Annotated in this window: 7 protein-coding genes; all 7 read right to left on the bottom strand. The window is 61.3% G+C overall.

Annotated elements, in window-relative coordinates:
* Positions 1–171 precede the first annotated feature (171 nt).
* Complete coding sequence (locus SO139_RS34870; RefSeq protein ID WP_498541441.1) at positions 172–1,233, bottom strand: transporter substrate-binding domain-containing protein; 1,062 nt, start codon at positions 1,231–1,233, stop codon at positions 172–174.
* Between the two features lie 401 nt (positions 1,234–1,634).
* Positions 1,635–2,051 (bottom strand): YybH family protein, encoded by a 417-nt coding sequence (locus tag SO139_RS34865; RefSeq protein ID WP_474801780.1) that lies wholly within the window; start codon positions 2,049–2,051, stop codon positions 1,635–1,637.
* 20 nt (positions 2,052–2,071) lie between these two features.
* Positions 2,072–5,434, bottom strand: a complete 3,363-nt coding sequence (locus tag SO139_RS34860) for an adenylate/guanylate cyclase domain-containing protein (RefSeq protein WP_449382448.1) — start codon at positions 5,432–5,434, stop codon at positions 2,072–2,074.
* Positions 5,431–6,843, bottom strand: coding sequence for a flavin-dependent monooxygenase QhpG (qhpG, locus tag SO139_RS34855; protein WP_498541440.1), 1,413 nt, complete (start codon positions 6,841–6,843; stop codon positions 5,431–5,433). Before qhpG ends, SO139_RS34860 begins: the two co-directional genes overlap by 4 nt.
* A complete protein-coding gene (locus SO139_RS34850; RefSeq protein ID WP_449382450.1) occupies positions 6,836–8,188 on the bottom strand; it encodes a radical SAM protein in 1,353 nt (450 codons plus the stop codon). The genes qhpG and SO139_RS34850 overlap by 8 nt, the downstream gene beginning before the upstream one ends.
* A gap of 26 nt (positions 8,189–8,214) precedes the next feature.
* The gene (locus SO139_RS34845) at positions 8,215–10,602 is read right to left on the bottom strand and encodes a hypothetical protein (protein ID WP_449382451.1); all 2,388 of its coding nucleotides are present in this window, start codon (positions 10,600–10,602) and stop codon (positions 8,215–8,217) included.
* Between the two features lie 18 nt (positions 10,603–10,620).
* On the bottom strand, positions 10,621–12,102 hold the full coding sequence (locus tag SO139_RS34840) for a ferritin-like domain-containing protein (protein WP_449382452.1): 1,482 nt from the start codon (positions 12,100–12,102) through the stop codon (positions 10,621–10,623).
* Between the last annotated feature and the right edge of the window lie 96 nt (positions 12,103–12,198).

The raw sequence follows: 12,198 nt of genomic DNA, 5'->3' as shown, positions 1-12,198 counted from the left end.
GCCAGGAAGCTTGCCGCTGGATTTTGGGGCGCGAGTGCAGGTGACGCCTGGTTCCCGGGAGTGTTGAACGTAACACCAACGCGCAGTCCGGAAATTCAGAGCTGGGTTGCACAGACGGGAGGCTGGGATGGATGATCGAGCCAAGCTGGTGACCCTCTATGCATCCTGGTGCTAGCGAGACCGTGCATTTCCAAGGGCCTGGAACAGCGTCTGTTGCCACCACTCACTTTCGATTTGATCAAGCACGGCGAGATCGAGCATCGGCCGCAATGCGCTGTCCTTTGGCAGCACGATCGCATAGCTTTCGCTGTTGAAGCTGGTGTCGACGACCCGGACGGAGGCTGAGAAGTCGTTGCGAACCATCCAGGCGATCAGCGGCTTGTCATGCACGAGGGCGTCGATCGATCCGCTACTCAATGCGGACAAGCCGCCCTGAACGTCCGGAAATGTCCGGAACGAAAGCTGCTGGCGAGTGAGGTAGTCGCTTGTGGCGGAGTTTGCGACGGCGCCGACCCGCACGGATCGCAAGTCGTTGAAGCTGTGGACCGCGCCTTGGAGCTCTCTGCGCGTGAGAGTGGAGGTGATGCCGGCGGTGAACACCGCTATGGCGATGACAGACGCGATCATCCAGCCGACCGCGACGATTCGCCCGGGGAGGGTTGTCGGAGCGTTCTGAGCGGCTCCCGCCTGCGTCATTGCAATGGCTGACCACCAGAAGCTGGAGCCAAGCCCCCTGGCTCCTCCGCTGAAATGCTCCGTTTTCCGGCGTTCCAGCAGCCAAATCAGGAAGCCTACCGCCATAGCAAAACAAAGCAGCGCCGCGACAGCCTGGAAGAAGCCGAAAGAAAAAAGCGCCCGGGCGATGGCGACCCAGGTGCTTTCATTGATCGGGACTGCAATCCCGAGCCCGGTGTTGTAGAAAGGTTGGGTAAAGTCGACGCTGCGCGCACGCGCAGCAGTCACGGTTATCGCCGCAACACCGACGTCGAAGTTGCCTTTCGCGACGCCATCCAGCAGATCCTGCACGCTCTGGGTCTCGACCACGCGAAAATGCAGATGCGCTCCATCGGCGATCCTTTTCCAGAGCTCGATGCTGATACCGCCCCAGTTCCCATCCGTCTGTTTCATGGCGAAAGGCGCGGCTTCCTTGGTCGCCACCACCAGCTCGCGGTCGGGCGCCAAGCCCTGCGCGCGAACCAAGCTACTGCTCAGCGCGAGCAGTGCCAGCAACAAGAGGCATGAGAGATTCAATCGAAGTGACGAAATCACAGGTTCGCCTACAGCGTGCCGATCCGGCCGCTCCGCGTGTGTCGCCTCATCGGCAATGCAGTTTGCCAAGCCGGCGAGGTGATCAAATGAAGCGGCGCGAATTCATCTCGAACTCCACCGAATTGCCGCGCGCGTTCGCTTCTCTCCGTCGAGTACCGGAGCCGGTCCGGACGCGGATTTGGAGGTTGGAGTTCTTATTCTGAAAGATGGCAAAATGGCGCGCCATTCAGAATAAAACCAGTTCCTTCCAACCCAATTTCCGGGCTTCATTCAGTGGTCGACCAACGAGTTCTCGGGACCAGCCTCGGCGCTTCTTCCGGTTTCAGTGCGACTGTCGCGTCCATCAATCCCGCACTCAGGATCGATCATTTGCGATCCTTTTCCGGTGCGTTCCAGTTCCAGCAGTCGTAAAGCACTTTCCAGTCGCCGTGTTCGCGCTTCCAGACCACGAGATACTTTGCGGTGTTCTTGCGATCATCGGGTTTGGCATGCGGTGCGAAATGCACCACGCCGAAGTCAGAAGCCATGTCGCATCCGCTGGCGATCTCGATGTGCGTCGGTTTGAAATCCAGATACATGTTCGGCGCTGCCTTGAAGATTTCCTCCCACCTGTCGCGAATGTCTGCGTGTCCCTTGGCGGGCGGCTGGTCCGGCCACACTATCGAACCGTCGATTGCGTAGAACTTCATCACATCATCCATATTCTTTGCGGTTGCCGCTTTGCTCCATTGCGCATCGAGCTCCCTGATCGCCGCTTCCTCCGCCTCATGTTTCTTAGACATCGTGATACTCCCTGCTAGGCTCAGGCTTTTTGAACGGTTCGGGATTGTCGCGCAGGCGGGGCGCCGCGAAGTTCGGCCAGAAGTTGGGCGGCTTCCCTCAAATCCCTGGTGTCGCGCCCTTCGGTGAACCATTCATAGACGGGCGCCAGCACCGCAAACGCTTCAGCCTGATCGCCTCCGGTCGCCAAAAGACGGGCGAGCGTGGTCGCGGTGCGAAGCTCCCAGGATTTTGCGCGCTGGTCACCGGCAACCGTCAAGGACTTGCGTAAGGTCGCCGCGGCTTGTTCAGGTTCGCTTCGCAAGATCAATATCCAGCCCCTCAAGCGCAGCACCTCGGCATAGTGCGACCGCTCCTCGCCGGCTTCGATGCGAACGACACTCTCCTCGATGAGCCTCCAGGCGCCATCGATGTCTCCGGTTAGCGCCAGCGCTTCGGCGCGCAAAGCCCTGAGATACCAGATCCAGATCCGGTGCCCTGTCTGCATCAGCCGCTCGATACCGTGATCCAGCTGCGTCAAGGCCTCGGCCAAACGGCCGGCGCGCAGCCACGCGACGCCGCGGCTGATCTCGGTCATGATTTCGCCAAGCAACGCGATGCCGCGCTCCTTACCGATGCGTTCGGCCTCGTCGGTACGTTGCAGCAGCGCATCGGAATCGCAGAGATAATCGAACAATTGCGCACCGAGCGTGAGCGCGAAGGCAAGGTCGAACGGATGGCCCCGGCGCCGGGCGTTGGCCTCGGTAGCCTGGTTCGCCGCGAGCGCTTGATCGGGATAACCCATCATCCAGAGGAACTGCGCGCGATAAATGCCTTCGCCGGTGAACGGGTCGGTGTTGGTGAGCGCCACCAGGCCCCAATGCCGCTCCGGGTCGTAAAGCCTGTGCACTTCATCGCCAGAGCGGCGCGCCGCTTCGAATTCGCCGAGCCAGTAATGGCAGGCGGAAGTGGCGCGATGTCCGACAATTTCCAAGCCGTCGTCGCCGAGTTCTGCCCCCGCCCTTGATAGTCTGTCAGCCCAGCGGAGGGATTCCGTCAGCTGGTCTATGCACATATAGTGCACCGACAACGCGTTCAGGATCGGCAAGTAGGCCGTCGTGTGCTTGAGCGACTGCGCGAGCCGCCATGCTGGTTCGAGAATATCACTGACCTCCGCCTGCCCCCAACCTCGCTGCGCCACGATCGTTGGCCCGAGCGCGGTTCTCAGTGAGATTTCCATAAGGTCGCGCGCTTTTGAGGGCCGAAGCTTCGATACCGCCGACATGCCGGTCCGCAAATGGGTGATTGCTTCGCGCAAGGCAAATCGCCCGATCGCGGCTTCGCCGGCCCGCAGCCACAGCGGCGCGGCGACACGATGGCACTCCGCCGCGGTGTGATGAAAGGCGAGCAATTCCGGGGCGGAGTCGCGCGTCGCTGGCCAACGTTCCTCGAGGAGATGGGCGACATCACCGTGCAGCTGCCGACGTCGACTTTTTAGGAGAGATTCATAGGCGGCATCCTGAACAAGGGCGTGGGAGAACGTATACGCGGCGTGGGGAGTCTCACCGTGGCAGGTCGCCAGCCCGGACGAGGTCAAGTGTCGTAGTCCGTCGCTCAGCGCCTCCTCGCTCATCAGCTCTAACCCGGCGAGTAGTTCATAACTGAACTCGCGGCCGATGACCGAACCCACCTGGGCGATTTCCTTGCTCACCGCTACCCTATCGAGGCGCGCCATCAGCGAGTCTCGCAGGGTCTCGGGGATCGTGACGTTGGCCGACGATCCGGCATAGGCGTACCGATCGCCCTCGAGGATCAGGTCGCCGGACTCCATGATGGTTTTCGTCAGCTCCTCGACGAACAAGGGAACGCCGTCGGCCTTGGCAACAATCTGAGCAGCAAGGCCTGGCGGCAGCGCCTTCCGCCCTACGACATTCGCGACGAGCGAACTGCTCTGCGCCGGGGTGAACTTCGCCAAACCAATCGCGGTTACGGCAGAGTGATTCGTCCATGGCGCTCTAAATTCAGGGCGCGCCGTGACCACTAGCAAAGTCGGAATGTCGGCCAGAACATCGATAAAGCGTCCAAGCAGGTCGAGCGTCGTCGGGTCAGCCCAGTGAGCGTCCTCGAACAGGATAAGGGTAGGTCCCGCGCGCGCCTCAGCCCGGACGATCTCAATCAACACTCGCATCGTCTCTTCCTTGGCGAGCTTGGGGGAAACGAGAATCACCCCGTAGCGCTCCTGGTAAGGAACCGAAAGCAACGCTGCGACAAAGCGCATGTCTTGCCGGGCGAGGCCCAGTCGGTTGACGAGCCGCGCCTCGAGCTGGCCCAATTGGATCTGCGCACCCTTGTTGCGAACCGGAAGGAGCGCCCGTTCGAAAGACGAACGAATAGGATAGAAAGCGCTATTGACGAAGAATGGCGAGCATTGAAACAGCCGAGTTTGGACGGGTTCGTTCTGGAGGCGTTCGCGCAGCGCACTGACCATTCGGCTCTTGCCAATACCGGCTTCCCCGCACAGCAGGATCGCCTGCCCCGAACGCGACTCTTTCACCTGCCGCCACATGTCTATCAATGTCGAGAGCTCTGCATCACGCCCGACAATCGGCGTGAGCCCACGCTTCGTTGCGGCTTCAAAGCGGCTCTCGGCCTGACTCAGACCGAGTACGTGATAGACCTTCGTAGAGCCGCTGACGCCCTTCAGATCCGTTTCCCCTAGATCCTCATATTCGAACTCCCCGGCCGCCAACCGGCGCACGCTTTCGCTCACTACGACGGAGCTCGGTTTGGCGACCGTCTGAAGGCGGGAGGCCAGGTTCATGGTTTCGCCGAACGCGTTCCGTTCGCCGGAGGCGACGACAATTATGCCTGAAGCGATACCGATGCGAACCTGCAGCCGCCCAACGCCTTTGATATTCAGTCGTGCGATGGCCTCGACGATATCCAACCCGGCGCGGATCGCGCGTTCAGCCTCGGATTCGTGCGCGAGTGGGAATCCGAAAAAAGCGACGACGCCATCGCCCAGCATCCTGAAGACGTAGCCCTCGTAACGATTCACACAGGTCGTGCAGGCCTCTTCGTAGGCGCGAAGGATGATCTGCTGCCTCTCGGGATCGAACTTGTAGGCAAGCTTGGTGGACTCCACCATGTCGCAGAACAGTACCGTCAACTGGCGGCGCTCACCCGTCGCCGTCCCGGCCTGCGCGGCCGATTCGTTGAGCGCCCTTCCCTCGCCCAGCACGCTGAGGATTCGCTTGCGCGGTCCGAACGGGATACCAAGCTCCTTGAGATCACTGTCGGTCAGCACCCGAAGGGTCGCGAGGTCAACCTCGTTTTCCTCGAACACTTCAATGAAACGTTCGAGATCGTGTGACTTGAGCCATTCCGAGAGGGGGGCAGCTCTCATGACGGCGCTCCGCCCTGCTTAGACTGTCCGACCAGGACGCCGTGATTGACGAGCCAGCCTGCGATCGCCATGCCGGATTTGAGCGGCATGCGGTTCGACCAGGATTGCGCGATCTGCAGCGGCGTCTTGCCCGGCGGTAGGTCCTGCAGCAGCGGCGCAAGTTCCCGGCCCCCGAGGAACACCAGCGGGCTTCCAAGGCGCGGATGATGCAGGGCCGAGGCGATGCTGACAAAGTCACCCCGCAGACAGGGCGTGGAGACAAACTCCAGTTCGGGCGACAGCTCCACGGGCGTCATTGCCAAAGCGTCGGCGTCGAAGGCCGGAAGCGGTGGGGGTTCCCCGGTCTCGAACGGCGCCGAGCGCTGCCGCCAGAACGGGCGATCGCATTGATCCGCGACAGCGCGATAGTGCCCGGCGGCCCAGCGACGATGTCGATCCGATGCATCGTTCAGCTGCGCGCCATAAAAATCCAGAGCAGCCTTGGTCATTTCGCGCCGGTTCAGCAGGGTGTTGGCGACGATGGCGCCGGAAAGCGCCGTCTGGATCGCCTTTTGAACACCGCTGGATGAAATCGGATCGATCGCAAGCGCTGCGTCCCCTAGCTGAATTCGCGTGGGCGCCACACAGTCGCTGCTGAGATAGGGTGTCGCGTCGATGGCGCGCGCGGGGGCGACCAGCTCGGCGTCGCGACAGTCCGCCATCAAACCGGAGCGACCGATGAGCCCCAGAAAGCGCTCCGACAGATTGGAGCCCGGAGCCGACCTGAACCGGTCGGGATCGACAAACACCAGCGTGTTATAGGTTCCGTCGGGCAAGGGAACGCCCCAATACCAAACGTCCTCGCCCGCCTCGATCCACGGCGCGGTCCGCACGCTCGCGCCACGCCAATAGCCATAAAGCGCCAGCGTGGACGCACCCGTCTTGGCTTGACGGCGCGGTGAAACGCCGCGCCGTCCGCTGGCATTCGCCACGAAGTCGGCAGCTAGATGCACGCAGGTACCGTCGGCGTCGACGGTCAGCCGCCATTTCGCGCCGTCCCAAACTTGCTCGAGGACATGCGCGGGTTGATGAACCCGCACCCCGAAGGCCCGCGCGCGCTCCAGCAAGCGCAGATCGAACTCGCCGCGATCGACCAGGAGGCATTCCTCTCTGGGATCCTCACGGAATCTCGGCCCGTCAGCCCATTTTACCCAGACACCGCTCACTCTGGGAAAGCCCGCCGCCTCCACCGTCTCATGCATATCGGCCGCCCTGAGCAGCGTCATGACGCCGGGACTCAAGGACTCGCCCAGATGCCTGCGCGGGAATAGCTTCCGTTCGATCAGATGAACTCGATGTCCGAGTTGGGCCATTCGCGCAGCGAATGTGCTACCGGCTGGCCCCGCTCCGATGACGCAGACGTCAGCCATGGGCCGTTCCTGTCAGGCCGAACCTAGCCGCTCCCGGGTCGGACGACAGCCGGAGATAGGCCTCGAGGCAATAATTTAGCCAGGCGCGGATGTAGTCGCAAGCCGGCCGCCCGCGCCGGATGACCTCGTGGTGGCAGCCCCCACCGCAGAGATAGCGCGCCCAGCAGGAATTGCAGGGCTCCTGCTGGTGGACATGCCTCGTTGCCAGCCAGTCAGCCTGGCGAGAAAGGTCGACGCCGTCGTCGAGCGAGCCCATCGCGCCAATCTCGTCTCCGACAAAACGGTGGCAGGCCGAAAGTTCGCCTTCGGCGGACACACCAAGGTAGCCGGCGCCTGCGCCGCAGGGATAGGGGCGATGCGTTCCACGGTGGATCTCGCGCATCGCATTGACCATGTTGGCGAAGGGATAGCGCCGGCCGCTGCGCAAAGCGCGCTCGAACTCCAGCCCGCAATCGATCATTTCCCCCAGCATGCGTTCGAGATCCTCGGACTGCATTTCGCCTTCGGCGTTGGGCGCGCTGAGCACAGGGGAAAAGCCGACGCTGTGAAAGCCGGCGGCAATAAACGCGTCGAGCGTCCGGCGCAGGGAAAGGTTTCGGGGCGTCACCGACACCCGCGCGGAGACCTGCATTCTTTGCTGCATCTTGAGCAGCGGCGCGACGCGTTTCATCACCGCGTCATAACTGCCGCCGCCGCCCTTGAAAGGGCGCAAGGCGTCATGGGCTTCCCGCGGGCCATCGATACTGATGGTGACCGCAAAACCATGCTCCTCGAAGAAGCGACCGTCGTCCTCGCTCAGCAACGTACCGTTGGTCGTGATCGAGAAGGTGATCTTTGCCTTGCGGCTTTCGGCCAGATGCACGGCGTGCTGTGTGGCGGCCCGCAACACTTTGCGATTGACCAGCGGCTCCCCGCCGAGAAACGCGAGATTGAGGCGCGCCCCCGGTTGGGCGCTTCCCACCAGCAAGTTCACCGCGCGAAGTGCCTCGCCAAGTTCCATGTTCTTGGCGGTCCCGCCGAACTCACCTTGCTGGGCGTAACAATAGGTGCAGCCGAGATTGCACTTCTGCGCGATGGCGAGCGACAGTGCATGAATCGGCGGCGCGGGAAGCGGCGCATCGTCGATCAACGGCGGCTCGCCGACGCCGATACCGGACAAAACCTCGCTCACCCGGTCGGCGGCGATCGCAGCGCCGAGGCGAGCGAACAGGTCAGGCTCGACGTCGAACAGCCGGCTGCCGTTGACCACGAACAGATGATGGCCAGCCTCGGTTTCCAGCAAATGGATGTCGGGTGAGCGCGGCGCGCCGGCGGCCATGAAACGCATCGCGACGGGTGAGGGCATTGCAAACGCGTCCATGCCCATGGGGATCACTTTTTCTTCGGGAGCTCGTCGGCGTGCTCGGATTCCTCATCGGGCTCGTAGTCCCATCCCCCCACCTGGAATTTGAGGATGCGCTCCCATTCCTTGAACAGATCGTCGTACAGGATGAGCCGCGAGTCCTGGTAATCGTCCGGAAGGTAGTCGCCGTTGCGTTTCTTCTGCAGCCAATTGTCGCCGCGGCTCGTCCCGTCCGGCCCGATGGTGACATTGACATAGTCGGGCCGGCTGGAGGCCCAGTAGTAGCAGGAGCATTCGCGAAAATCGTTCTGCCAGGGCGAGCACAAGCCCTGGGTCAATTCGCCTGCTTCCGCCAGCCTTTCCGAGACGACCGCAGAGTCGTCTTCAAAGAAATCGCGGATCTCCAATTGCTGCTTGATTGTCTTCACCCGATATTCGGGATTCTCGGTCTCCTCGGAGTCCTCGGTCTCATCGGGATCACCTTCAGGATATTTGCCGAGAGCAGTGCGTGGGCCCCACTTTTCGTCACTAAAAATACAGGTAACCTTCTCACCCGCCTTGGTCAGAATGCGCGCAAGACTGTTCGACCACTCCATGCATATTACGCCCTGCGGGTTGTCCTCGTTGGTTTCGACGGCGGAGCCGATCGGGTTCGATGTTTTTGGTCCCTTGATCCTGGTGACCACTTTGTGACCGTCGATCTTGAGCAGCCGACGTCCCCGCAATTGCCGAAACTGATGATCGGCGTCGACGACCAGGTTGTCGTGCTCGACCAGCGTGATTCCAACAAACAGCCGGCGCCAGACCGCACGAAAATCGAACTCGAGACCCGGACAACAGTTGCCGATGGCCGTGATCGGATGTGAACTGATTGGATTGCCCGCCGCCTTGTACAGCAGCTCTGCGCTCTTGTTCACCGGGCGCAGCCGGACAAGCTTATCCGCGTCGATTGTTTGCAACGGCGGAGGTGGAGGCGGCTCTTGCTTTGGCGGCGCACCAGGCTCCTGCGTGGACCCCTTCGACGCGGGCGGAACCATCTTTGGCGGCCCGATCTTTTCGAGCGCCCTGATCTGTCGGCGCGTCAGAGCGAGATAATTACTGTCGGCGCCACACATGAGCGCCGGCATCTTGCGCCGTCCGTCGTCGGTCAGATCGGCGACCTCTTCGGGCTGCCGAAGCAGCTTTGCGAACCAGGCGGCGGTCCCGCTCGTCACCGCAGCGAAGACACGTTGATGCAATGCCATGATGGCCCGCGTGTCCGCCGCCGGGGGCGAAAACACCGGCCGCAGCGGGCGTTGATTGCCGAACGCCTCTTCGGCCGGCATGGTATCGAGATCGATGCCATCGCGACCTCTGAACGGATTGCCGTTCATGACGGCGACGTTCATGAAGCGGACGGTTTCGAACGCCCGCCGCACGATCTCCAAAGCGCGCTCGCGCGAATCGCCTTCGATCTCGACGCCTTCGCGCGCCTGTTCGAGCTCATCAAGAAGATTGCGAACAAACAACGTGTCGGGCGCGTAATGCGGCGGCGCGACGCCGATGCGCGCCTTTGCGTGTAGAGTCTTGCCGGGTATTGTGAGTTTCGCTCGCACGAACCCGTCGCAGGCATCATCGAAATAGCCTCGACTCTCGGCCTTCTCCTGCTTGAGCCATGGCGGCGCAGGCGGAATGATCGCGAACAGATCGGGGGGCACGGTATCGATATCATGTTCTTTCTCGTTCTGGGGTTCATGCTCCCAGCGCACCCAAGACTTGGCCTTGGAGTTGGACTTTGGCTTGGCATTCTGACCCGGGTATTTGTAGACGCGCGCTGCCAGGAACTCTTCGTCCAGGTGGTCACCCGCGGGCTGCTCGGGGCCGTAGATGCGCCCCGCCGCCGGCGTGAAGCGCAAGCGGATGTGGGGATACCTCCTGTTGGGCTTGATGTAGCGCACCTCGCCGAAGCCGATCGAAGCGCCGGCAACAAAGTTCTTGCACTTACCCTCAAGCTTCTGAACCGCATGGTCTGAAAACCATTTGGTTTCTGCCTTGACTTTATCCCGTTCATTGTTGGTGCGCCGGAACACCTTGCGATTTTCGACCTCGATGCGCCATTCCAGCTTGGCTTTCCTCAACATGTCTTGATCGAGGTGGACAAAACGGCCGTCATCAAGTTCGCCCCACAGCTCGAAGAACGGGGCCACCGGGCGGACCTTGCCGTCCTGCTTGAAAATGATCGTCTCCGGCGTCTTATCCCCCGTGATCTCACCGTTCGCCGAAACCTGGAACGTCGGCTCGGGTACGATGCGGCGATACCCGAGCGGGTCATCGTCCGCCTTCGGCGGTTCAAGTGTGTAATTGTCGACCGGTTCCGGGTGCGAGCCAAAACGCGCAAAAGCTAAAGGCGGCAGAATCGCAATTTTTTTGATCGTCATCGAACTAGCCCCCCAAGTTTACCGGAGCCCTTCAAAAACGGTGTTGATCCATTTAAGCGCGTCCCTGTCGGCTTGCATCAATGCCGCGAGGTAGTTTCTCGCCGCGGGTCTGGTCTCCACAGAGAATGCATATTTCTTGTCGCTGAGCAGCTTCTTGCAAAGCTCCTGCGATGTTGCGATCGCCTCCCTGTGAATCCGCCAGGTATCGCGCTCGTTGGGCGGAAGCGTCAGGCGGGAAGGCATCTGGAACGGGGGCCCGGCGCGCGGACTTTTCGGATCTTGCAGATCACTCAGATCTTGATCGTCTTTCAACGGCGACTTGACGAGAATTTCTGAAATCGCCTTTATGTTGTACATCTCGCCGAACACGCGGTGGATGATTTGTCCGCGCAGATGCGCCGTCGCCGGCGGCGGATGCCGTCTGGTCAGCGTGAGCGCGTGCAGCAGCCAGGTCAGCAGCATGCGATATCGAACATTGAAAAGCCCCGCCCACCGGCGCGACCGCCTGCTTTCGATCTTGGTGCTGCTTGCAGTTGTGCCCTGCGCCGAAGGGCGGTCTTCCGAATAGTCGCTCGACGGGTTGTACGGAACGTTCCAGCTGAACTCACTAGCATCCTTATAGTTGCAAAGCTCCTCGTACATCGCGCGCAAGCGCCCGTAATGGCTGTCTTCAGGTTTTACCTTATGAATACTGGGGCGGATCGCTCGCAGGATAGGGGTGCCTCCCATCAATTCGTCGACCGCAACGAGGCCTTCGCCCTGCTCGGAAAGCTCCGCGAGAGCGAGAATGGCCTGCTCTCGAGTCGTGACTTTGCTGATGAAGAGGGTGGCCCGTTCGGAGCCTGTTTGCGCTGCGAACTCTGGAGTTGTCGTCTTCGGTGCAGGTTCGCCGCGGTAGCTGCGCCCCCAGTCATCCCAACTCATTTGGCCGAAAGCGGCATCGACAAAGCAGTGGTCCGGGATTTTCTCGGGATCGCCGAGAATCCCGACGATCCGGTGGTAAAGCTCCCCGACGTGTTTGACTTCGTCCCCTTTGACTTCGTCCCCGAAGTTTTCTCCGTGCTCCTTGACGTGCGTCTCCGCGGCCGCGCGAATTGCATCGTACTCTGCACGGCGCTCCTTTTCCAAACCCACGGGCATTTCTGCATAGCAATAGCAGGCCAGGGAGCCGTGGGTCAGGCGCTCAAGCTGGAACGGAAAGGCCTGGAACGGCGTGTGAAAGGGGTAGTCCTCGCGGTCGATGTTGATGGGGCCGCCAAGCAGCGCGAGAACGTTCTGCACCGTCAGCAGATGCCCCATTTCCTCACGCGCGATCAGCAACAGAGCCTCGCGCCAGCGCCGCGCCTGCTCGACATCGTCGCGCAGCGAATAGGCCGCGTACAAATATTGCACCATGAGGGCATGCTCGATCGACGCCCCCATCTGCAAGAGCACGAGCAGATGTTCGTACCAGGAAAGTTCTCGGCTCTTGTCGATCTGACGCTCTTGACGTGGCTGCACGACAGTCCTCCCCAAGCAAACAGATCCTAGCTCACGTCATCTCCCTGAAAATCGACGGCATGCACAACCAGCATATCCCAACGATCGGTTCCACAC

It is taken from the genome of Bradyrhizobium sp. UFLA05-89, from assembly GCF_059803475.1.
This window is presented reverse-complemented; position numbering and strand designations above follow the sequence as displayed.

Bases quoted from the DNA above. Each gene is read 5' to 3' on its own strand.
- SO139_RS34865 (WP_474801780.1), bottom strand. From the start codon at position 2,051: ATGTCTAAGAAACATGAGGCGGAGGAAGCGGCGATCAGGGAGCTCGAT.
- SO139_RS34860 (WP_449382448.1), bottom strand. From the start codon at position 5,434: ATGAGAGCTGCCCCCCTCTCGGAATGGCTCAAGTCACACGATCTCGAA.
- qhpG (WP_498541440.1), bottom strand. From the start codon at position 6,843: ATGGCTGACGTCTGCGTCATCGGAGCGGGGCCAGCCGGTAGCACATTC.
- SO139_RS34850 (WP_449382450.1), bottom strand. From the start codon at position 8,188: ATGCCCTCACCCGTCGCGATGCGTTTCATGGCCGCCGGCGCGCCGCGC.
- SO139_RS34845 (WP_449382451.1), bottom strand. From the start codon at position 10,602: ATGACGATCAAAAAAATTGCGATTCTGCCGCCTTTAGCTTTTGCGCGT.